Origin of the sequence: Scandinavium sp. (genome assembly GCF_036271055.1) — a bacterium.
In the GTDB taxonomy this organism is placed as follows: domain Bacteria; phylum Pseudomonadota; class Gammaproteobacteria; order Enterobacterales; family Enterobacteriaceae; genus Scandinavium.
The window spans coordinates 206,043-228,657 of record NZ_DATBBJ010000073.1; the positions used below are offsets into that span (position 1 = coordinate 206,043).

Below are 22,615 nucleotides of genomic sequence, written 5' to 3' on the forward strand. Positions count from 1 at the left end.
TTCACTCTTTCTCCATGTTCAGCGGGAAATGACAGGCGAACAGATGGTTTTTCGCCCCGGTCAGCATCGGTCTTTCAATGCATTCGCGCTGCGCGTATGGGCAGCGAGGGCCAAGACGACAGCCAATCGGCAGCGATTCCAGCAGGGGAATGGCGCCTGGCATGGTGTTGAGGCGGCTTTTATGCGGCATCGAACGGCCAAAGTCTGGCATCGCGCGGATCAGCGCCTGCGTGTATGGGTGATGCGGCATGCTCACCAGTTCTTCGCTGAATGCGCTTTCCACCGTTTGCCCGCAGTACATCACGTTGATTTTGTCAGCCCATTGGCTGAGCATTTGCAGGTCGTGGCTGATCAGCAAAATCGTGGTGTTGTTGTTCTGATTGAGTCGCGTGAGCAGGCGGAAAATCTGCGCCTGTGTCGTCGCTTCCATGGCGTTCGTCGGCTCATCGGCAATCAGCAAACGCGGTTGGTTCGCCAGCGCAATGGCGATCATCACTTTCTGGCACTCGCCGTCGGTCAGTTCATATGGAAAACTGCGCATCGCGTCTTTGTGATCTTTAATGCCAACGCGGTGCAACAGCTCGATAGCGCGACGTTTGCGCCAGCCGAAGCGCTGCCACCAGCGGCCTTTAAAGGTCCAGCCGGGAATGTTTTGCATCAACTGGCGACCAATGCGTTCCGACGGATCAAGACACGACTGCGGCTCCTGAAAAATCATCGACACGTTGTGCCCGACGAGCCTGCGGCGTTCGCGGCTGGAGAGGCGCAGCAGGTCGATATCATCAAAACGCATACGGTCAGCGGTGACGCGCCAGTTGTCTTTGGTTACGCCGCAAATCGCTTTGGCGATCAGACTTTTACCGGAGCCGGATTCACCGACCAGACCGCGGATTTCGCCTTCAGCAAGGGTCATGCTGACGCGATCGACCGCTTTCACCCAGCCTTCGCTGGTGCGAAATTCAATCGTCAGATTACGAATATCCAGTAATGGCATTATTGCACCCCCGCGTTGATAGCACGACGGATCCCGTCGCCCAGCAGGTTAACCAACAGTACGCTGAGCATAATCGCCGCGCCCGGCAACATCACGGTCCACGGGGCGACGTAAATCAGTTCCAGCGCATCGCCGAGCATCGCGCCCCATTCTGGGGAAGGGAGCTGCGCGCCGAGATCGAGAAAGCCGAGCGCCGCAATATCCAGAATTGCCATCGACAGCGCGCGGGTGATCTCGGTGACCAGGCCCGAAGCAATGTTAGGCAACACCGCATACCACAAAATATTCAGCGTTGTCGCGCCATCAAGACGGGCCGCCACCACGTAATCTTTTTCCAGTTCGTCATGCACCATACTGTAGACCGAACGCACCATGCGCGGCAGCAGCGCCAGCCAGACGGCAAACATCGCGTGCAGCAGATGGGGGCCGAAGAAGGCGACGACAATAATTGCCAACAGCAGTGACGGAATTGAAAGCAGGGTGTCGAGAATATGGTTCAGCACCGCAGAACGCAGACCGCGCGTAGAACCGGCGAATGCGCCGAGCAGCAGCCCAAATAGCGTTGCGCCAAGCGTCACGACAAATGCGCCGCCGACGGTAGGGGCCGCACCGCTAAGCAAACGACTCAGCACGTCGCGACCCAGATCGTCAGTCCCAAGGAAGAACGACACTTCTCCGTAGCGTGACCACGAAGGCGGCAGCAGCTGATAGCCTAAAAATTGCTGGTCGATACCGTAAGGCGCAAACCAGGTGCCGAAAATACACAGCAACGCCAGTCCCGCGCAGCCGTAAAGGCCAATCATCGCCGTGGCATCGCCATAGAATTTACGCCACACGGTGCGGAGAACGCCAGGCGGGCGTTTCTCCTGATAGACGCTATCGTAAGGCATACCATTCCTTATGTTTCAGAGGGTTAGCCATTGCACCCACAATATCAGAAAGCACGTTCACAATGATCACCAGCGCGCCAATCACCATTACACCTGCGGAAATCGCCGCGTAGTCCTGCTGACGAATGGCGTTGATCATCCAGCGGCCTAAACCCGGCCAGCTGAACACCATTTCGGTGATCATCGCTAGCGTCAGCATGGTGGAAAACTGCAGACCAAGACGGGGGATAACCGGTGGCAGGGCGTTGTGTAAAACATGGCGGCGCAAAATGGTCAGACGCGAAACGCCGCGCGTTGCCGCCGCTTTCACGTAGTTGGTATCGTAAACGTCGATGGTGCTCAGGCGCATCAGGCGTATCACTTCGGTGGTTGGCGCAACGGCGAGCGTCAACACCGGCAACACCATGTGGCGCAGGGCACTCATGATCATCTCATCACGCCACGGCGAATCAGACAACCAGGCGTCGATCAGCGCAAAACCGGTGACGTTTTTCACTTCATACAGCAGATCAAATCGCCCGGAGACGGGCAGCCAGCCCAGAGTCAACGAGAAGAACAACGTCAGCAGCAGTGCAAGCCAAAAGACGGGAATCGAGAAGCCGACCAGCGCAAGGGCGCTAATGACATTATCCTGCCAGCGAAAACGCGTAATACCGGCCAGCATTCCGACAGGAATACCGACCAATAACGCAAAGCCGAAAGCAAGGATGCACAGCTCCATCGTCGCCGGGAACACCTCTTTCAACTGCTCGGAAATCAGTTGTCCGTTGATACTGGACACGCCGAAATCCCAGTGCAGCAAACCTTCAAACCAGAACAACCACGCATTCCAGAGAGACGCGCCCTGTAGCGGGGCATGCGGCGTGAAATAGCTCAGGCTGAAACTGACGAAGGTCAGCAGAAACAGCGTCACCAGCAGTAACAGCAGGCGGCGAAGGGTAAAAATGATCATGGTTTTTTCACCTCTTCTTCTTTCTCACGCGACACGCCTGCAAACGATGCATTTCCGAACGGGCTTAGCACCAGGCCTTTAATGTCGTAGCGGTAGGCCTGTAAACGCAGGGATGAGGCGAGCGGCAACACTGGCAACTCTTTAGCCAGCATTTGCTGCGCTTCATCATAGGCCTCAATACGCGAGGCCAGTTGTTGTGACGACAGTGCTTTTTGCAGTACCTCGTCGAACTCGCGATTACACCAGTGCGCAAAGTTGGTCTGCGATCCGATAGCCGCGCAGCTTAAAAGCGGACGGAAGAAACTGTCAGGATCATTACTGTCTGTCGCCCAACCGGTGAGGGTCAGGTCGTGATTCATGTCCATCAGACGCGCTTCCTGGAAACGGCCTTCCACCGGCACGATGACCACTTTCACGCCGATTTGCGCCATGTCGGCCTGAATCAGTTCGGCGGTTTTCAGTGGGCTCGGGTTCCACGCCTGGGATGTCGTTGGCACCCAAAGGTGCAGAGTCATATTTTCCAGACCGAGCGCTTTCAGCTGTTCACGCGCTTTTGCCGGATTGTATTCAGTAATTTTAGCTTCATTATCGTAGGCCCACGATGCGCGCGGCAGAATAGACGCGGCGGTTTCGGCCGTACCGTAATAAATAGACTGCATCAGACGCTGGTTATTGATTGCCAGCGCCAGTGCGTGGCGCACCGCAGGATTATTCATCGGTGGCTTATCGGTGTTGAACGCCAGATAAGCGATGTTCATGCCGGGGCGTAACGTCATGCGCAAACGCGGGTCGTCACGTAGAATGCTTAACTGACTGGCGGCTGGCCACGCAAGCACATCGCACTCGCCGGTCAGCAGTTTTGACAAACGCCCGGTGCCGCCAGAGCCTAAATCAACCACTACCTGCGGCATCAGCGGTTCGCCGCGCCAGAATGTAGGATGGCGTTGCAGTCGGATAAATTGCCCCGCGCGGTATTCATCAAGCTGATAGGGGCCTGTGCCGACTGGCTGACGGTCAATCAATTCCTGTTTGCCGATTTTCGTTAGATTCGCTGCATATTCTGCTGACATCACTGACGCGTAATGGGTGGCTAAATGCCAGAGGAACGACGCGTCCGGGCGCTTGAGGCGGAATTCGACGGTGCGACCATCGAGTTTGCGCACGCTTTCAACACTATCGGCAAACTGCAGGCTGTCGAAATAGGGGAAGTTCGGTCCGTTAACGTTATGCCACGGATGGTTGCGATTGAAAATACGCTCGAAAGTAAACACCACGTCGTCGGCGTTAAGCGTGCGCGTCGGTTTGAACCAGGCTGTTTTCTGAAACGCAACATCGCTGCGCAAATGGAAGCGGTACGTTGCGCCGTTATCCAGCACTTCCCAGCTCTCGGCGAGTTCCGGCACCAGTCGATAGGTGTAAGGATCGACATCCAGCAGGCGGTCGTAAATCTGTGCCGCAAGGGTATCGACAATCAGGCCGCTGCCCGCTTTTTGCGGGTTAAAGGTATTCACCTGGCCGCTGACGCAGTAGACAAACCCGCTGTCGCGAATGTCGCCATGCGGTGCCAGCGCGGGCGGTGTGGCTGCCGAAGCAGTTCCGCACAGTAACCCCATCACTGCCAGTAAGGATGATAATTTCAGGCGCATAATTTCTTCATAATTCAGACCGATCTGCAAAGTGTATCGTACTTGGGGCGGCCAGGTACAAAACTCTGCGACCGACCGCTGGAAAAGTCATCAATTTAGTGGGGTTAACTCATAGAGCACCAGCGCATTGCTTTCCAGTGAATCGGTGATTTGCCAGTTGTCGTGGAGCAACTCGTCCCGCGCCGCAAGGGTTGGACGCGCTTTATGCCGCGCCCAGCGCCAGATCTCTTCGTCGGGACCACTGGCGACAGTAAACGCATCCAGCAGGGGGAAAAGCGCGCCGTTGTGTTGATCATAAAGATGCGATTTGATCCGCCACGCACCGCTCAACCCTTGAAGCTGAACGCGATATTGCTGACGAAAACGCTGAATAAACGCTTCTTCGCTGGAAAGCCACGGATTGAACACCACCGTGTTGCGCAGCAAAAGCTGATAGCGTCCTTCGTGGCGCAACAGCAGCAGATTTTTGTCGTTGATAAGCACCTCACCGCGCAGGCGCCGCCACAGCCATAACACCCAATAAATCGGGCGCGGCAGGCCGTGGTTGTACTGCAATGCCAGGCTTGAGGTATCCAGCGTATCGTTCGAGCGGGCTTCCCCTTGTAAACCCGAATTGAGCCAGAAACCCGCCAGCCAGACCTGTTCGGATAAGCCTAATAAATTGTGCATCAGCAACGCACCACGGAAAAACCAGCCGTTCGTGGCGCGCGTATTGCCGGTCAGCGTGTTCCATGAGAGTAGCCATAAAGGCAGGGTAATTTGTCGTTGCCGCAAAGCGCTCTGGATGTGCTTAATTTTCTGCACCGGGTAATTTTCCGTTGAAGCCAGGCGAGCAGGATCGAGTTGTGCTAAATCCAGCAATTCGTTGGCATCAGCCGGGCAAGCGAGAAAATCGGCTTCTTTTAAAAGGTCAGAGTGAAAAATCGCTTCGTCGGCAATCGGCTGTTGGCTGACGGCAAAACGGTGCCATAACCCCAATTTTGCTTTTGGCAAAAACTCCCGCAGCACGGCGCGTTGGGTTTGCCAGACGTTTTCCCGCGTCTCACTGCTGGCCTGTGCCGACCAGTGCCAGACAAACTGCCAACCCGCTGTGACCTCTGCCGGGAAATGATTGACCGACTGTTTGAGGAAATGGCGCAGCAAATCGGGGCGAGTGGTCAGCCCCGTGTGCAACAGCACAATCCATTTTTTGTCAGCCACCCAGCTGAAAATCTGATGCAGGTTATACCAGCAGGCGTAGCCCGCCATCAGCGGATCGTCCCAACCACTGGCGAACAAACGGCTGCTGAGAAACGGCTCGCTGATGTCGATCCCGTAAATCGGGATTTGCGCGTCAAGCGCCTCCAGTTCGCGGCGCACATCTTCGCGCAGTAAATCGTCGAGTTCGCGCAACGTGATCATCACCTGCGCATGTCGCAGTGGGGCGGCACGCGATGACAATTCCCGCAGATCAACGACGCGCTCTTGCTGTTGATGCAACGTCAGCGGCGACGGCTCCCAGCCATGGGTTTCGGGCTCATTCAGCAGGCTGAATAATTTATCGACCGCAACCGGAAACAGCGCATCGCTGGCGGGTGTTCGTAGCCTCATATTGGCCGAAGGATTTTGCCGCAGACCGCGAAACTCACGCGGTGTCATATTGTGATGACGGCGAAACAGATCGCTCATCATGCGGGTGCTGGCGAAACCCTGTTCCAGCGCAATCTGATGCAGCGGACGGTTGGTCAGACGCAGCGCTTCGGCGGCTTTTTCAAGCCGCAGCGTGGTGATGTACTGCATAAAACTGACGCCGACTTCTTTACGGAACAAACGGGAAAGCCAGGCTTCGGAGACAAATTCTGCCTCGGCGATTTCCGCGAGCGTAATACGGCGAGTAAAACTGGCGTCAATCCGTTCCACCACGTGTGTGATGCGTTTACTCCAGCCAGGGTTTTCCGGGCGCGAAGGGGTTCGGGCAGGCTGTTGAAAGCGAGTGCTCAACACCAGCAAAAGTTCGCCAAGCCAGCGATGCGCTTCGAGACGGTAGCGACTCGGGTGGTTAATCAACGTCACCACTAAGAGCTGGCGCAATAAATGGCGCAATTCATCGCACTGAGGCCAGTTGCCGCTGGTTTCATCGGGAATGTGGTAATCGTGGGCGAAAACGTCATTGTAGAGGCGTGTCAGCCAGTGGCCGGAAAGCGTCACGCGCAGCGTCGCGTTGGCATGTTCGCTGGAAAGCTGCCAGCGCTGATTGCGGTTGATGACCGTGACGCTGTCCTCGTGAAGCGTTTGGCGGGCATCCTGTGTCTCAAGCTCCGCGCTGCCTTCCAGCATCCACAGCAGCGTCAGTGCGTTGCTCTCTTCCTGACTGAGCTGGCGCACATCCAGCACTGTAACTGCAAACTCGCTGCCGCCTGGTTCCATGACTCACCTCACATCAAGACAAAAGAGTGCCTGTTGTTTTTTGTCATAACTGAATTGTATGAAAAACAGTCATAAAGAAAACGTGATTTCACAACAAAAAAAGGCGCATTTCCGTCAGGGTGACGGCATAAACTCGACATTATCACTGTAAAGCAATAAAGGGATAACAAAAATGAAACATCCAATTGTTGAAGCATTGCAGGGCACCGAAGAACAATTTATCGAGCTGCGTCGCCACTTCCATCAGCATCCGGAAATTGGCTTCGAAGAACACCAGACCAGCGATCAGGTCGCTCGTCTGCTGACAAAATGGGGCTACGAGGTCCATCGTGGACTAGGCGGAACGGGCGTTGTCGGCACATTAAAAGTGGGCAATGGCAGCAAACGGCTAGGACTGCGCGCCGATATGGACGCGTTGCCGATGCAGGAAAACAGCGGTAAAGAGTGGGCCAGTAAAACCGATGGTAAATTCCACGGCTGTGGACATGACGGGCACACCACCACGCTGCTGTACGCTGCCGAATATCTGGCACGGACCCGCAATTTTAGCGGCACGTTGAATCTGATTTTCCAGCCCGCCGAAGAACTGCTGTATGGCGGCCGGGTGATGGTGGAAGACGGCCTGTTCGATAAATTCCCCTGCGACCACATTTTTGGTCTGCACAACATGCCGCAGCAGAAACTCGGCAAAATTGGCCTGCACGACGGCGCGATGATGGCGTCATCCGACACGCTGCACATTGAAGTCACTGGCGTGGGCGGTCATGGCGCAATACCCGAACATACAGTTGATGCCACGCTGGTGGCGTGCCATATCACGATTGCTTTGCAGTCGATTGTCTCCCGCAACATCACGCCGTTTGAACCTGCCGTCGTCACCGTCGGCAGCATTCAGGCGGGGCATGCGCCGAACATCATCAACGAAAAAGTGCTGATGAAACTCACCGTTCGCACCCTCAACGAAAAAGTGCGCCAGACGGTGTTGCAGCGTATTCACGACATCGCCATCGCGCAGGCCGAAAGCTTTAACGCCACCGCGACTATCACCCACGTGAATGGCAGCCCGGTGCTGAAAAACGATCCCGCCGCTAACGAAATGGTGCGTACCGTCGCCAGTGACCTGTTTGGCAAAGAGGAAGTGGTCACCATCGGTTCATTTATGGGCAGCGAAGATTTCGCCTTCATGCTCGAAAAGAACCCGAACGGCAGCTATTTCACCATCGGCGCAGGCGATGAGCCTGAGCGCTGTATGGTGCATAACCCGGGCTATGACTTTAACGACAAGATCCTCATCACGGGCGCTGCGTTGTGGAGCGGTCTGACCGAACACTATCTGCGTTGATGACCGAACAAGAAGGAGGGCCGCACGATGAGTACTGTTCCCTTAACTGAAACCCGTCCGTTTGTCGGTAACGACCGGCTGCTGACGGGCATTGTTCTCAGCGTTTTAACCTTCTGGCTGTTTGCGCAGTCGGTGATAAACGTGGTTCCGGCGATGAAAAACAGCCTCGATATCTCACTGGAAACGCTGACGCTGGCGGTGAGTCTTAGCGCATTATTCAGCGGCTGTTTCGTTGTGGCGAGCGGGGGTCTGGCGGATAAGTTTGGTCGTGTACGCCTGACGCTGATTGGGCTGGTGCTCAGCATTGTCGGCAGTGCGCTGCTGGTGTTGTCGCACGGCCCGGTGCTGTTTTTGACCGGCAGGGCGGTTCAGGGCTTATCGGCGGCGTGCATCATGCCTGCCACGCTGGCGCTGATCAAAACCTGGTACGAAGGTAAAGCCCGGCAGAGGGCGATCAGCTTCTGGGTGATTGGCTCGTGGGGCGGCAGCGGTCTGTGCTCGTTTGTCGGCGGAGCGATTGCCACCGGCCTTGGCTGGCGGTGGATCTTTGTGTTTTCGATGGTGGCGGCACTGGTGTCATTACTGCTCATTCGCGGCACGCCGGAAACCCGTAGCGAAAGCGCGCAGAACCGTAAACTCGATCTGGGCGGACTGCTGAGTTTCGTGGTGGCGCTGGTGCTGCTGAATCTGTTTATCAGCAAAGGCCACAATTGGGGATGGAGCAGTGGGCTCTCGCTCTCGATGTTGTGTGGCGCCGTGCTGGCGACCCTCTGGTTTATCCGTTCGGGATTGCGCAAAGGCGACGAGGCGCTGATCGATTTCGCGTTGTTTAAAAATCGCGCCTACAGCGCGGCGGTGCTATCGAACTTTATGCTCAACGGCTGTATCGGCACGCTGATGATTGCCAGTATCTGGTTGCAGCAGGGGCATCATCTGTCGGCGTTGCAGACCGGGATGATGACTATGGGCTATCTGGTGACGGTGCTCATCATGATCCGCGTCGGTGAAAAGCTGCTCCAGCGGTATGGCGCGCGCTTGCCGATGATGACCGGGCCGATTATCGCCTGTGTCGGTGTAATGCTGATTTCCTGCACCTTCCTCGAAAAGTCCATTTATATCGGCGTTGTATTCTTTAGCTATGTGCTGCTTGGGCTAGGGCTCGGCTGTTATGCCACACCGTCGACTGATACGGCAGTGGTGAACGCACCAGAAGAGAAAGTGGGCGTGGCATCAGGCATCTACAAAATGGGCAGTTCGCTCGGCGGGGCAATGGGTATCGCCGTGACAGCGTCACTTTATGCGATGTTGCTCCCGTTAGGCATGGCGAGCGCGGCGCAGTATGCGCTGCTGTTTAACAGCGTTTTGTGTCTGGGATCGATGCTGGCGAGCTGGTGGTTGTTGCCGCGAACGGCCGCACTTGTGCGTTCTGGCGCGCGTTAGGTGAACTTCGCCGCCGCGGTATATCGCCCGGCGGCGCTGCGCTTGCGCGGGCCTACAACTTCATGGATCCATTCCTGTAATGTCCTGATAATTTATCAGGAAAATTAGGAGTATTGAGATTGCGGGAACAGGGAAACATTCTTACATTTGACAATGTTTACCCACAGAATTAAGGAACGATGATGTTAAAGCGAAGCAAATACCTTACCGTTGCGGTAACGATTTTTTCAATTGCATTGCTTACAGGTCAGGCTTATGCGAATCCAGGCAATGGCAATGGTAATCATGGAAACAGTTCCAGCCACGGTAACAGCGGCAAAGGGAATAACGGAAAGGGACAATCGGGTGATAACCATGGGAGCCGTAAGAACTATGGCAAACCCGATCACGTCGATTCAGACATCAGTTACAACGACGCCCGTAAAATTGCTGTAAATCTTGGGCTGACGGGTTATCAGTCACTCCCGCCAGGTATCGCAAAGAATCTGGCGCGTGGTAAACCACTCCCTCCGGGTATCGCTAAGAAAGCCGTGCCATCGTCGATGCTTAATCAACTGCCGTACTATCCTGGCTATGAATGGCGGGCGATTGGCGATGATCTTGTCCTGGTGGCATTGAGCACCGCAATCGTAACATCCATCATTAACGGCGTGTTTGATTAAGCATTTGCGCGCGTGCCTGGAAAGAACAAGGTGCTCGATGGCCCGATTGTCGACGGGATAATCCTGTATGCCGGATAAGCGTCAGCGCATCCGGCATTATTTTTTACTGTGACGCTCTACGCGTTATGGCAAATACTGCTCGTATGTCGGTGCAGTCACGCGCGAAATTTTCCAGGTTTGGTCCTCAAGGGTGAGATAGACGACAAGGAAAGACCGCATTTGCGGCTCATCCCAGGCACCCAACATAACATTAACGGCCTCACCTCCGGGAACGTGGTATGCAGGCGAGACAATCACATTATCCGGCCACTTTTCGCTGACATCCTGCGCATACGTGAAATAGTCCGAGTCGAAATTACTGTTAACATCATCTGGCGTATTATACGCTTTTTGCAGTCGCATCAGCGTTGAGCGTGTCACCCAAGGGGCTAACTCGGGGGAGGCAAAAAAAATCTCATTGTCAGGTTTGTTTTTTTCAGTCGTGTACCACTGATAAAAACGCTTAACTTGCTTATCTGGCGGCGTGACGCACGCAGTCAGCATGAACACACAACACATCGCAATGAGCAGGCGCATCAATATTTCCTGTAAATTTGATAAGCGGGTTGGTATTTTCGATAGCTCGGCCCAGGGTATACATCACTATGTTGGCGAAAATCCGATACCCAAACAGAACCATTGTACATTGCCATATGTCCCGCTGCGCTAGCCGCTGAATCCTGAATAACAATCACATCACCCGCCCGAACAGTTTCACCCTGATATATTTTTGTAAATCCAGCGCCCTCCAATATTGGGCCATAATCTTTTGCAAAATTCGTGCTCCTCAGATTAATTCCACCAGCCTTTATGGCTCTCCTTGTGTAGGCTGCGCAGTCGTGGTGGCTCTGCGATGATGCGTGTGCATTTAAATAACTTATAGCCCGTTCTTTATTCCACGCCATATCACTTTTTCCTTGTGACGTTTATAAATTAATAACGGGTAAAATTTACTCCGATGATTAATTGTGCTGAAATAAAAAATTGTTAACAAATTACACTAAACATGACTAATCATGTACCCATTGATGATGCTGATTATTATTTAAAGAGGTATTCAAATATCAGTTATCTTACTGAAAATAATCCCTTGTGGCATATCATTGAGCACCCTATATGGGTTAACCGCTCGGTAGCACTTGTAGGTTCAGTCTCCTTGCGTACAATATCACCCGGCGGCGCTGCGCTTGCGCGGCCTACAACGTCATGGACCCTGTAGGCCGGATAAGCGACAGCGTATCCGGCATCTTTTTCACTGCGTAAGTTAACCCGTCTCCCAACGCGGTGCTTTCAAATCTGCCGCAAACATCCAGACCAACTCACACAGCAATCCTCGCAACGTTTCTTCCGCTTCGGGCAGCAAAGACTGCTGGCAAAGCACCTGCGTCAATGTCTGACAGTAATGGCACAACGCCTCGGCATCCGGCTCAAAATAAGCCTGAGGGGCAGGGAGCGCCTCGACGGTAAAGCGGCCAATCAGATGCGGCGGGATTGGCTCGTTAAGTGTCGGTTGAAGCAGCGCCAGACAGGCTCCGATACGGCCCAATAACGCCAGTTTGTGCGTAGTGTCGTTGCATTCCATCAAGGTTTCAGCAAAGCGATCGCAGCAGTCGGCCAGATCGGTAAAATCGGTTGCGGCGGTGAAGGGGATGGTGAGTGGATCTATTTCGTTATTAAGAATTGTCGCCATAAGGGCTGTCTCCGGTAGGTAGAATTTGAACCACCACCTAAAGAGACCAATCTTACGGGTGGTGGAACCGAGCGGCGTTGGTCTTACCGGCCCTACCGGATACCGGCGCGTCTTGCGACGCCACCGCCCGGCCCACCATTGAGATGTAGCCGTGCGCACGACACAAAAATGGCGCTAACGCGCCAATGTGTCGTCGGTAGGGTAATGCAGGAGACCAATCCCGGCTCCTGATTTTGCAGATGCGGGAGAAGCATATAGCGATAACCCGATGCCGACAAGGGATATTCCCGGAAGGAAGGTCTCATTATTGAATGAAAATGCTTTTTACTATTTACATCATTTAAATCAATTTCTTATCCTGATGCATCTCGTGAGCTATATAAACGATAGTTAGTGTGAATGCAGCAAGACATGAAATTTAAGAACCGGCATTTTGAACATCAACTTATATATATTCTAAAGATCGGAATTAACCCTTTTAAGGAAGTTTTATGCGCACTCGTCAATCATCCCGATTGGTAATTATTACGCCTGAAAACCACGTGTTGCTGTTTAATTTCTGCCATAAAAATGATGCCCTAAGCGGCCAATCGTATTGGGCGACACCGGGAGGAGGAGTTGAGTCTGGTGAGACCTATGAGCAGGCTGCTATACGAGAATTGCTCGAAGAAACCGGTCTGCGAACCGATTTTATAGGGTCGCCAATGGCATTCCGACAATTCACGATGATGCTACCAAATGGAGAGACCGTTCTTGCTGAGGAGCATTTCTTTATCATTAATACAGATAAATCAGATTTAGATCGCTCAAGGTGGAGTTGCAACGAAAAGAAAGTTATTCACGATCACCACTGGTGGACAATCGAAGAGCTCAGACATACCCAGGAAACAATTTTCCCGCGCGATTTACTCATCAGTATTCTCGAAGAGAGGGGGAAAGGCTCATCAGCATTTAACGCAACGTCATGACTCAACATCCACCGCTGACATAAAACGGATGCTTCAAAGCCTTTATTGCGCTAAAACAGCAGCACAAAAATCAAAAAACGATCCCACTCTCAAAGCTGATGCTTCTTCAACAACGCCCTTAACTGGTGATAGGTCAGCCCCAATAATTCAGCCGCTTTTTTCTGATTAAAACGGGCCTGATGCAGCGCCTGCTGGAGCAGGTTCTTTTCCTGTTGTTGCTGAAACTCGCGCAGATCCAGTGGCAGCGTCAGTTCGCTTTTCTCGGCAATATTCTCCACAGCAACCGGACGCTGGAACGGGTCGAGGATGACGTTATCCAGCGGTTCTTCGATGCTGGCGTGACGATAGACGGAACGCTCTACCACATTTTTCAGTTCGCGGATGTTTCCTGGCCAGCGGTAGCTGAGTAGGGTTTCACGTGCGTGATCGGTAAAATCTGGGAACAGCGGCATGTTCAGCTCACGGCACATTTGAATGGCGAAATGTTCTGCCATTAACATGATGTCGCTCTGGCGCTCGCGCAGTGAGGGAAGTTGTACGACGTCAAATGCCAGACGATCGAGTAAGTCGGCGCGGAAAGTGCCGGCTTCAACCATCTGCGGCAAATCGGCATTGGTGGCGCACACCAGCCGCACATTTACCTGCAACGGCTGGCTGCCGCCGACGCGTTCCAGTTCGCCATATTCAATCACGCGCAGCAGTTTTTCCTGCACCAGCATCGGGGCGGTCGCTAGTTCATCGAGAAATAATGTACCGCCGTCGGCGCGTTCGAATCGTCCCGGATGGCGTTTTTGCGCACCGGTAAAGGCACCCGCTTCATGGCCAAAAAGTTCCGAATCGAGCAGGTTTTCATTCAGCGCCGCGCAGTTCAGCGAGATAAACGGCCCTTGCCAGCGGGATGAGAGAAAGTGCAGGCGGTTGGCAATCAGCTCTTTCCCTGTGCCGCGCTCGCCAATCACCAGCACCGGTTTATCCAGCGGGGCCAGCCTTGAGACCTGTTCCAGTACCTCGAGAAAATTGTTCGCTTCCCCGAGCAGGTTGTCCTTGTATTCTGCCATGATGAAATTCGCCACTGATTGGTGTAATTGACCACCTCACTGTAGCTGTCCACAGGGCGAAATTCAATCACCTCAAGTAAAATCAATAAGATAAAAAGTTGGCACGGCATTTGTATTATCTCAGTAGCAGGGCCATGCCCGATAACAGAACTGACCGTATGAGGATTTGAATTATGGGTATTTTTTCTCGTTTTGCCGATATCGTGAACGCCAACATCAACTCACTGCTTGAGAAGGCTGAAGATCCGCAAAAACTGGTTCGCCTGATGATTCAGGAAATGGAAGATACGCTGGTTGAAGTGCGTTCCACTTCCGCTCGTGCGCTGGCTGAAAAGAAACAGCTGACCCGTCGCGTTGAGCAGGCTGATGCACAGCAGGTTGAATGGCAGGAAAAAGCCGAACTGGCGTTGCGTAAAGATAAAGAAGATCTGGCGCGTGCAGCGCTGATCGAAAAACAGAAACTGACCGACCTGATCGGTACGCTGGAAAATGAAATTACCCTGGTTGATGAAACCCTGACCCGGATGAAAAAAGAGATCGGCGAGCTTGAGAACAAACTCAGCGAAACCCGCGCTCGCCAGCAGGCGCTGACGCTGCGCCACCAGGCTGCGAACTCTTCCCGCGACGTGCGTCGTCAGCTAGATAGCGGAAAACTGGATACCGCGATGGCGCGTTTTGAATCCTTTGAGCGCCGTATCGATCAGATGGAAGCCGAAGCGGAAAGCCACGGTTTCGGTAAACAGAAATCGCTGGACCAGCAGTTTGCTGAGCTGAAAGCCGATGACGGCATCAGCGCGCAAATCGCTGAAATGCGCGCCAAAATGAAACAAGATAACGAATAATCATATTCAGGCGGCACCCGTTTGTGCCGCCGCTCATCATCTGTAAGGAGACCTTATGAGCGCGCTATTTCTTGCCATTCCGCTGACGCTGTTTGTGTTGTTCGTTCTGCCGGTCTGGCTGTGGCTGCATTACAGCAATCGTTCCGGCGCGGATCTGTCGCAAAGCGAACAGCAACACCTTTCGCAATTGACGGACGAAGCAAAACGGATGCGTGAACGCATTCAGGCGCTGGAAGACATTCTCGACGCGGAACATCCGAACTGGAGAGAACAATAATGGCGGGATTAGATTTCAGTAAAAAGCTGTGGCGTATTCCGCAGCAGGGCATGGTGAAGGGCGTGTGCGCGGGAATTGCGGACTGGCTCGACGTTCCGGTGAAACTGGTGCGTCTGATTACCGTGCTGGCAATGATTTTTGGTTTGTTTTTCTTCGTGGTGGTGGCATACATCATTCTGACGTTTGCCCTCGACCCGATCCCTGAAAACGAATTGTACGGCGAGCAAACCCCCTCCAGCGGTGAGCTGTTGAGAGCTGCAGACGCTGAACTGGCGGCGGGTGAAAAACGCCTGCGTGAAATGGAACGCTATGTGACTTCCGACGCGTTTTCGCTGCGCAGTCGCTTCCGTCAGCTGTAACTGAGAGGTTCTGATGAACTCAAAATGGCAACGCACCGGGCAGAAAGTAAAACCCGGCCTGAAAATCGCCGGTAAGTTGGTGTTGCTTACCGCACTGCGTTACGGCCCGGCGGGCGTTGCCGGTTGGGCTATCAAATCCGTGGCCCGTCGTCCGCTGAAAATGCTGCTGACGATGGCGCTTGAACCTGTACTGGCGCGCCTTGCGAGCCGGATGTCGCGTAAGTATTTCTCCTGATCCAACGGGGAGGGCGCTCGCTCTCTCTTTCTCTTAGCGCATTTCTTTGCAGCGCATTACGCCATTTATTTGCGGCAGCTCACAATTAATGAATTCTGGCCGCTGCTGACCCTCTTTTTGCGTTTTTTCCCATGCCCGGCGCGTTGACATCGCATTTTGCGGAGAGTAGATTTCATTTCGTGGGACCGCTACCATGGAAAATGAAAAGTGAACCAAAAAATAAAATTTCTTGTTGAGAGTGTTTATGGTGAGACAATTTCAGCAACACAAATGCAGCGTCTTTTTTCTGATATAGAAAAAGCGAAATCGCTTATTACTGCGCAGCGTAAAATGAGATGGGATGAAAAGGATGTGGTGTTAATCACCTATGCCGATCAATTTCGTCAGCAGGGCAAGAAATGCCTTCCGGTATTTACCCGATTTTATAATCAATGGCTGAAAAACAGTTTTTCTCATGTCCATCTTTTGCCTTTTTATCCGTGGTCTTCGGACGATGGTTTCTCGGTTATTGATTACCATCAGGTCGCGCCGGAATCAGGCGACTGGCAGGATGTGGCTGAACTGAAACGCTCGGCAAGTCTGATGTTTGATTTTGTCTGCAACCATATGTCCGCCAAAAGCGAGTGGTTTGCGCGTTATCTGCGCCAGGAGCCGGGCTTCGAAAATTTCTTCATTGCCGTTGACCCCAATACTGATCTTTCCGCTGTCACGCGCCCTCGGGCGCTGCCTCTGCTGACGCCGTTCACCCTGAGCGACCAGACTGTTCGCCATTTGTGGACCACGTTCAGCGAAGACCAGATAGACCTGAATTTCGCCGAGCCGGAAGTGCTGCTGGCGATGGTGAACGTGCTTCTGCATTATCTGGAGCAGGGCGCGGACTACGTGCGTCTCGATGCCGTCGGTTTTATGTGGAAAGTGCCGGGCACGTCGTGCATTCATCTGCCACAAACTCATGATTTAATTAAACTGTTCCGTGCTATTGCCGAAGAGGCCGCGCCGGGTACCGTGGTCATCACCGAAACCAACGTGCCACATAAAGACAACATTGCCTACTTCGGCAACGGTCATGATGAAGCGCAGATGGTGTATCAGTTCTCACTCCCGCCGCTGGTGTTACACGCCATGCACAGCGCGAATGTGGAAACGCTTTGCCGTTGGGCGAACGGTCTGCAACTGCCATCGACAGAAACCACCTGGTTTAACTTCCTCGCGTCGCACGACGGGATTGGCCTCAATCCGCTGCGTGGCATTTTATCGGAAGATGAGATTCTGGCGCTGGTCGAAAAACTGCAGCAGCAGGGCGCGCTGGTCAACTGGAAGAACAACCCGGACGGCAGCCGCAGCCCGTATGAAATCAACGTCACCTACATGGATGCGCTGAGCCCGAAAACGAGCAGCGACGACGATCGACTGGCCCGTTTTGTTCTGGCCCACGCGGTGCTGTTGAGCTTCCCGGGCGTACCGGCAGTCTACATTCAAAGCATTCTTGGCTCGCGCAATGATTACGCGGGCGTGGAGAAAGCGGGCTATAACCGCGCGATCAACCGCCAGAAATATGAGCTGGAAGAAATCGAAGCGGCGATGTCCGTAGAGGGCGGCTTGCGTCAGCGCGTTTATCAATGTCTAACACGTTTGATTGCCTTGCGTCGCGAGCATCACGCTTTCCATCCTGATGCCAAAGCGGAATTTTCGGCACTCAACAAAAGCGTATTACAAATAACCCGCGTGGCTGAAAATAATGAACGTCTAATTGGACTGTTTAATTTCAGCGATATCATTCAAATTGTTGCTAATAAATATAAAGATGGTCGGGAGATTATAAGCGGCTGCGATATAAGCGGTGCGGAGATCACGCTTAACCCCTGGCAGGTCATGTGGATTCTGAATAATTAAAAGGAAGAAATAATGAAAATAGCGAAAACTGTGCTGGTGACAGCACTGGTTTCCTGCACCCTAATTGCAGGCTGCCGCGACGATAATAAATCAGTGACCATTGAATTTATGCATTCGTCGGTGGAGCAAGAGCGGCAGGCGGTCATTAATCAATTAATTGAGCGTTTTGAAAAAGAAAACCCTGGCATCATCGTCAAACCGGTGCCGGTGGAAGAAGATGCGTTCAACACCAAAGTTATCACCCTTGCGCGCACCGGGGCGCTGCCTGCGGTAATGGAAGTCAGCCATGACTACGCGAAAGTGCTGGATAAAGAGCAGCTTCTGGACCGTGACGCGATAGCTAAAGCCATTAATGAAACCGGCGAAAATCAGTTCTACGACGGCGTGTTACGTATTGTGCGCACCGAAGACGGTAAAGCCTGGACTGGAGCGCCGATCAGCGCCTGGATTTCCGGCGTCTGGTATCACAAAGATGTGCTGGCCGCAGCGGGTATTGCCGAGCCGCGCAACTGGCAGGAATTGTTAGCTGCCAGCAAGGCGCTGAACGATCCCGCGAAGAAGAAATACGGGATTGCGCTGCCAACCGCCGAAAGCGTGATGACCGAACAGGCGTTCTCACAGTTCGCGTTATCCAACAATGCCAACGTGTTTAACAGCGAAGGCAAGATTTCTCTCGATACCCCTCAGATGCAGCAGACGCTGGCGTTTTATCGTGATTTAGCGAGCACCACCATGCCGGGCTCCAACGATGTGATGGAAATTAAAGACGCCTTTATGAACGGTTCCGCACCGATGGCGGTGTATTCCACTTACATCCTTCCGGCGGTCTACAAAGAGGGCAAACCGTCCAATCTGGGCTTTATGGTGCCGACGCAAACATCGCCAGCCGTTTATGGCACCGTCACCTCGCTGACCATCACCTCCGGTCAGGAAAAAGAGCAGGCCGAAGCGGCAGAGAAGTTTGTCGCCTGGATGGAGAAACCGCAGAACTCCGCTGACTGGGTGATGATGTCGCCGGGTGCGGCGCTGCCGATGACCAAAAGCGTGGTTGAAACGGCCACCTGGAAAGAGAACGAGGTTATCAAAGCGTTTGGACAACTGCCTTATGAGCTGATTTCTCAGTTCCCGAACGTAAAAGTGTTTGGGGCTGTGGGCGATAAAAACTTCACCCGCATGGGGGATGTCACCGGATCAGGCGTGATAAGCGGGATGGTCAACGCTGCCACGGTCGGTAAAAAACCGATTGAGCCGCTGCTGAAAGACGGTCAGAAACGCCTCGACACCCTTGTGCAACAGCCATGAAACAGGCGGGAAACGGGATGATTAAGAAGTTCATGTCGGGCCGCTCCGACCTGCCATTTGCCTTGATGCTGCTCGGGCCTAGCCTGTTGCTGCTGGCGGGGCTGGTGGCATGGCCAATGGTTTCCAATATTGAAATCAGCTTCCAGCGGCTACCGCTCAATCCGCGTATCGCGTCGACGTTCGTCGGGTTGGATAACTACATTCGCATTCTGAGTGACCCGGGTTTTTGGCACTCGCTGTGGATGACGTTCTGGTACACCGCGCTGGTGGTGCTGGGCAGTACAGGGTTAGGGCTGGCGGTGGCGGTGTTCTTTAACCGTGAATTCCGTCTGCGTAAAACGGCGCGTTCGCTGGTGCTGCTCTCCTACGTCACGCCGTCTATCTCGCTGGTGTTCGCGTGGAAATATATGTTCAACAACGGCTACGGGATTGTGAACTATCTCGGCGTTGATGTGTTGGGGCTTTATAAGCAGGCGCCGCTATGGTTTGACAACCCCGGCAGCAGCTTTGTGTTAGTGGTGCTGTTCGCTATCTGGCGCTACTTCCCTTACGCGTTTATTTCGTTTCTCGCCATTTTGCAGACCATCGACAAATCGTTGTATGAAGCGGCAGAAATGGACGGCGCCAATGCCTGGCAGCGTTTTCGCATCGTCACACTCCCGGCAATTATGCCGGTGCTGGCGACGGTGGTGACGCTTCGCACTATCTGGATGTTCTACATGTTCGCCGATGTTTATCTGCTGACCACCAAGGTCAATATTCTCGGCGTGTACCTGTACAAAACGGCGTTTGCCTTTAATGACCTGGGTAAAGCGGCGGCGATTTCCGTGGTGCTGTTTGTGATTATTTTCGCAGTGATTTTACTGACCAGAAAGCGGGTGAACTTCAATGGCAACAAATAAACGTCGCTGGAGCAGTGTGCTGTTTTACGTCGGACTGGCGCTGTTCCTGGGCTTCACGCTGTTTCCGTTCTTTATCATGCTGATGACTTCGTTCAAAAGCGCGAAAGAGGCGATTTCGCTGCATCCGACGCTGCTGCCGCAGCAGTGGACGTTCGAACATTATATCGACATTTTCAACCCGCTGATTTTCCCGTTTGTCAGCTATTTCCGTAACAGCCTGGTGGTGTCGATTGTCTCCTCGGCGATTGCGCTGTTCCTCGGCACGCTCGGCGCGTGGGCGCTGTCGAAACTGCGCTTTCGCGGGCGGGAAACCATCAACGCCAGCTTTTACACCGTCTATATGTTCTCCGGCATTTTGTTGGTGGTGCCACTGTTCAAAATCATCACCGCGCTGGGGATTTACGACACCGAGCTGGCGCTGATTGTCACCATGGTGACGCAGACGCTGCCGACCGCCATTTTCATGCTCAAGAGCTACTTCGACACCATCCCGGATGAAATCGAAGAAGCGGCGATGATGGACGGCCTCAATCGCCTGCAAATCATCTTCCGCATCACGGTGCCGCTGGCGATGTCGGGGCTGATTTCGGTGTTTGTGTACTGCTTTATGGTGGCGTGGAACGACTATCTGTTCGCCTCAATTTTCCTTTCGAGCGCAGAAAACTTCACGTTGCCTGTGGGCCTGAACACGTTATTCAGCACGCCGGATTATATCTGGGGACGCATGATGGCCGCATCGCTGGTCACCGCGCTGCCCGTAATCATTATGTATGCGCTTTCCGAGCGCTTTATTAAAAGTGGTTTGACCGCCGGGGGCGTTAAGGGCTGAGGCGGCCAGTTAACAAGGAATCAGTGATGAAAAAATTAGTAGCAACGGCCCCACGCGTGGCGGCTCTGGTGGAGTATCAGGACGTGCCGGTCGCGGCGAGTGAAGTGAAAATTCGCGTGCGTTACGGCGCACCTAAACACGGAACAGAAGTGGTGGATTTCCGTGCCGCCAGCCCGTTTATTGATGAACAGTTTGATGCCGACTGGCAGCTGTTCACCGCGCGTGATGCCAATGCATCACGTGGCATTGAGTTCGGCAAATTCCAGCTTGGCAATATGGTCGTGGGCGACATTATTCAGTGTGGCGCAGACGTGACGGAATATCGCGAAGGCGACAGCGTTTGCTGCTACGGGCCGTTGGCGGAAACCGTCATCGTCAACGCAGTGAACAACTACAAATTGCGTAAGATGCCGGAAGGCGCGTCGTGGAAAAACGCAGTGTGCTACGACCCGGCACAGTTCGCCATGAGCGGCGTGCGTGATGCAAACGTGCGTGTCGGTGATTTCGTGGTGGTGATTGGGTTGGGCGCAATTGGTCAAATCGCGGTGCAACTGGCGAAGAAAGCCGGGGCTTCAATCGTGATCGGTGTTGACCCGATCGGCCATCGCTGTGAGATCGCTCGCCGTCACGGCGCAGATGTTTGCCTGAATCCAATCGGCACGGACGTTGGTCTGGAAATCAAAAAACTGACCGGCAAGCAGGGCGCAGACGTGATCATCGAAACCAGCGGTCATGAAGATGCGCTGCAATCGGCGCTGCGCGGTCTGGCCTACGGCGGCACGATTTCCTATGTTGCTTTTGCCAAACCGTTCACCAACCTGAATTTCGGTCGCGAAGCGCATTTCAACAACGCCAAAATCGTGTTCTCCCGTGCGTGCAGTGAACCAAACCCGGATTATCCGCGCTGGAGCCGTAAACGCATCGAGGAAACCTGTTGGGAATTGCTGATGAACGGCTATCTCAATTGCGATGACCTGATTGATCCGGTGGTGCCATTCAGCGAGAGCCCGGAAAGCTACATGAAATTCGTCGATAAGCAGCCTGAGCTGAGTATCAAAATGGGCGTCACTTTTTAAACGCAAGGAAAGCAAAACATGAAAATCGCAACACAGAATCAAGCCTTCTTCCCGGAAAATATTCTGGAGAAATTCCGCTATATCAAAGCGATGGGGTTTGACGGCTACGAAATTGACGGGCGTCTGCTGGTCAATAATCTTGACGAAGTGAAAGCCGCTATTAAAGAAACCGGGCTGCCAGTGACCACCGCCTGCGGTGGCTACGACGGCTGGATTGGTGATTTTATCGAAGAGCGCCGTCTCAACGGTTTGCAGCAAATCGCCCGCATCCTGGAAGCGCTGGCAGAAGTGGGCGGTAAGGGGATTGTGGTGCCTGCGGCATGGGGCATGTTCACGTTCCGTCTGCCGCCGATGACGTCGCCGCGCAGCCTGGACGGTGATCGTAAAGCGGTCAGCGATTCACTTCGTTTTCTCGACGAAGTGGCGGCCCGAACCGGAACAACCGTGCTGCTCGAGCCGCTGAACCGCTATCAGGATCACATGATCAACACCCTGGCGGATGCGCGTCGTTACATCACGGACAATCAGTTGAAACACACGCAGATTATTGGCGATTTCTATCATATGAACATCGAAGAAGACGACATCGCCGGGGCGCTCCACGCCAACCGCGATTTGCTCGGACACGTACATATTGCTGATAACCATCGCTATCAACCGGGCAGCGGCAGCCTTGATTTCACGAAGCTGTTCGACCAGCTACGTGAAGACCGCTATTCGGGGTATGTGGTGTATGAATGCCGCGTGCGCGCCGACGATCCGGCGAAAGCGTATCAGGATTCCCTCGTTTATCTGCGTGAGTGCTGAGAGGTT

Annotated in this window: 23 protein-coding genes; 14 read left to right on the forward strand and 9 right to left on the reverse strand. The window is 53.6% G+C overall.

Annotated features, from left to right (window positions below):
• Position 1: 1 nt before the first annotated feature.
• From sapD to VH187_RS14775, 5 genes are all read right to left on the reverse strand, one after another.
• Positions 2-994 (reverse strand): putrescine export ABC transporter ATP-binding protein SapD, encoded by a 993-nt coding sequence (gene sapD, locus VH187_RS14755; protein ID WP_329702196.1) that lies wholly within the window; start codon positions 992-994, stop codon positions 2-4.
• Complete coding sequence (sapC, locus tag VH187_RS14760; protein ID WP_329702197.1) at positions 994-1,884, reverse strand: putrescine export ABC transporter permease SapC; 891 nt, start codon at positions 1,882-1,884, stop codon at positions 994-996. The genes sapD and sapC overlap by 1 nt, the downstream gene beginning before the upstream one ends.
• Complete coding sequence (sapB, locus tag VH187_RS14765) at positions 1,871-2,836, reverse strand: putrescine export ABC transporter permease SapB (RefSeq protein ID WP_329702198.1); 966 nt, start codon at positions 2,834-2,836, stop codon at positions 1,871-1,873. Before sapB ends, sapC begins: the two co-directional genes overlap by 14 nt.
• Entirely contained in the window at positions 2,833-4,482 is a 1,650-nt protein-coding gene (sapA, locus tag VH187_RS14770; protein ID WP_329702199.1) for an ABC transporter substrate-binding protein SapA, read from the reverse strand. The genes sapB and sapA overlap by 4 nt, the downstream gene beginning before the upstream one ends.
• A gap of 90 nt (positions 4,483-4,572) precedes the next feature.
• Positions 4,573-6,888, reverse strand: a complete 2,316-nt coding sequence (locus VH187_RS14775) for a helix-turn-helix domain-containing protein (protein WP_329702200.1) — start codon at positions 6,886-6,888, stop codon at positions 4,573-4,575.
• 172 nt (positions 6,889-7,060) lie between these two features.
• On the opposite strand from VH187_RS14775, the gene VH187_RS14780 reads away from it, so the two are divergent.
• The 3 genes from VH187_RS14780 to VH187_RS14790 all read left to right on the forward strand — a co-directional run bounded on the left by VH187_RS14780 (position 7,061) and on the right by VH187_RS14790 (position 10,332).
• Positions 7,061-8,230 (forward strand): M20 aminoacylase family protein, encoded by a 1,170-nt coding sequence (locus VH187_RS14780; RefSeq protein WP_329702201.1) that lies wholly within the window; start codon positions 7,061-7,063, stop codon positions 8,228-8,230.
• Positions 8,231-8,257: 27 nt separating this feature from the next.
• Positions 8,258-9,670: an MFS transporter gene (locus VH187_RS14785; protein WP_329702202.1), complete on the forward strand. Its 1,413-nt coding sequence runs from the start codon at positions 8,258-8,260 to the stop codon at positions 9,668-9,670.
• A gap of 182 nt (positions 9,671-9,852) precedes the next feature.
• A complete protein-coding gene (locus VH187_RS14790) occupies positions 9,853-10,332 on the forward strand; it encodes an anti-virulence regulator CigR family protein (protein ID WP_329702474.1) in 480 nt (159 codons plus the stop codon).
• A 123-nt stretch (positions 10,333-10,455) separates the two neighbouring features.
• Here VH187_RS14790 and VH187_RS14795 read toward each other — a convergent pair whose 3' ends face one another.
• The 3 genes from VH187_RS14795 to VH187_RS14805 all read right to left on the reverse strand — a co-directional run bounded on the left by VH187_RS14795 (position 10,456) and on the right by VH187_RS14805 (position 12,061).
• The gene (locus VH187_RS14795) at positions 10,456-10,908 is read right to left on the reverse strand and encodes a DUF3828 domain-containing protein (protein ID WP_329702203.1); all 453 of its coding nucleotides are present in this window, start codon (positions 10,906-10,908) and stop codon (positions 10,456-10,458) included.
• Positions 10,908-11,276 (reverse strand): NlpC/P60 family protein, encoded by a 369-nt coding sequence (locus VH187_RS14800; protein ID WP_329702204.1) that lies wholly within the window; start codon positions 11,274-11,276, stop codon positions 10,908-10,910. Before VH187_RS14800 ends, VH187_RS14795 begins: the two co-directional genes overlap by 1 nt.
• A 359-nt stretch (positions 11,277-11,635) precedes the next feature.
• Positions 11,636-12,061, reverse strand: coding sequence for a hypothetical protein (locus VH187_RS14805; protein ID WP_329702205.1), 426 nt, complete (start codon positions 12,059-12,061; stop codon positions 11,636-11,638).
• A gap of 491 nt (positions 12,062-12,552) precedes the next feature.
• On the opposite strand from VH187_RS14805, the gene VH187_RS14810 reads away from it, so the two are divergent.
• The gene (locus VH187_RS14810) at positions 12,553-13,029 is read left to right on the forward strand and encodes an NUDIX hydrolase (protein WP_329702206.1); all 477 of its coding nucleotides are present in this window, start codon (positions 12,553-12,555) and stop codon (positions 13,027-13,029) included.
• 89 nt (positions 13,030-13,118) lie between these two features.
• Here VH187_RS14810 and pspF read toward each other — a convergent pair whose 3' ends face one another.
• Positions 13,119-14,102, reverse strand: coding sequence for a phage shock protein operon transcriptional activator (pspF, locus tag VH187_RS14815; RefSeq protein ID WP_329702207.1), 984 nt, complete (start codon positions 14,100-14,102; stop codon positions 13,119-13,121).
• Positions 14,103-14,260: 158 nt separating this feature from the next.
• Here pspF and pspA point away from each other — a divergent pair, with 158 nt between their 5' ends.
• From pspA to VH187_RS14865, 10 genes are all read left to right on the forward strand, one after another.
• Positions 14,261-14,929, forward strand: coding sequence for a phage shock protein PspA (gene pspA / locus VH187_RS14820; RefSeq protein ID WP_329702208.1), 669 nt, complete (start codon positions 14,261-14,263; stop codon positions 14,927-14,929).
• 55 nt (positions 14,930-14,984) lie between these two features.
• Positions 14,985-15,206 (forward strand): envelope stress response membrane protein PspB, encoded by a 222-nt coding sequence (gene pspB, locus VH187_RS14825; RefSeq protein ID WP_329702209.1) that lies wholly within the window; start codon positions 14,985-14,987, stop codon positions 15,204-15,206.
• A complete protein-coding gene (pspC, locus tag VH187_RS14830) occupies positions 15,206-15,565 on the forward strand; it encodes an envelope stress response membrane protein PspC (protein WP_329702210.1) in 360 nt (119 codons plus the stop codon). Before pspB ends, pspC begins: the two co-directional genes overlap by 1 nt.
• A 13-nt stretch (positions 15,566-15,578) precedes the next feature.
• On the forward strand, positions 15,579-15,800 hold the full coding sequence (pspD, locus tag VH187_RS14835; RefSeq protein ID WP_329702211.1) for a phage shock protein PspD: 222 nt from the start codon (positions 15,579-15,581) through the stop codon (positions 15,798-15,800).
• Positions 15,801-16,007: 207 nt separating this feature from the next.
• Entirely contained in the window at positions 16,008-17,693 is a 1,686-nt protein-coding gene (locus VH187_RS14840; protein WP_329702212.1) for a sugar phosphorylase, read from the forward strand.
• A 12-nt stretch (positions 17,694-17,705) separates the two neighbouring features.
• Complete coding sequence (locus tag VH187_RS14845) at positions 17,706-18,995, forward strand: ABC transporter substrate-binding protein (protein WP_329702213.1); 1,290 nt, start codon at positions 17,706-17,708, stop codon at positions 18,993-18,995.
• Positions 18,996-19,027: 32 nt separating this feature from the next.
• A complete protein-coding gene (locus tag VH187_RS14850; RefSeq protein ID WP_414713967.1) occupies positions 19,028-19,897 on the forward strand; it encodes a carbohydrate ABC transporter permease in 870 nt (289 codons plus the stop codon).
• Positions 19,884-20,726, forward strand: coding sequence for a carbohydrate ABC transporter permease (locus VH187_RS14855; RefSeq protein WP_329702214.1), 843 nt, complete (start codon positions 19,884-19,886; stop codon positions 20,724-20,726). Before VH187_RS14850 ends, VH187_RS14855 begins: the two co-directional genes overlap by 14 nt.
• Positions 20,727-20,752: 26 nt before the next feature.
• Complete coding sequence (locus VH187_RS14860) at positions 20,753-21,802, forward strand: D-guloside 3-dehydrogenase (protein ID WP_329702215.1); 1,050 nt, start codon at positions 20,753-20,755, stop codon at positions 21,800-21,802.
• An 18-nt stretch (positions 21,803-21,820) separates the two neighbouring features.
• On the forward strand, positions 21,821-22,609 hold the full coding sequence (locus tag VH187_RS14865; protein WP_329702216.1) for a 3-dehydro-D-guloside 4-epimerase: 789 nt from the start codon (positions 21,821-21,823) through the stop codon (positions 22,607-22,609).
• Positions 22,610-22,615 lie beyond the last annotated feature (6 nt).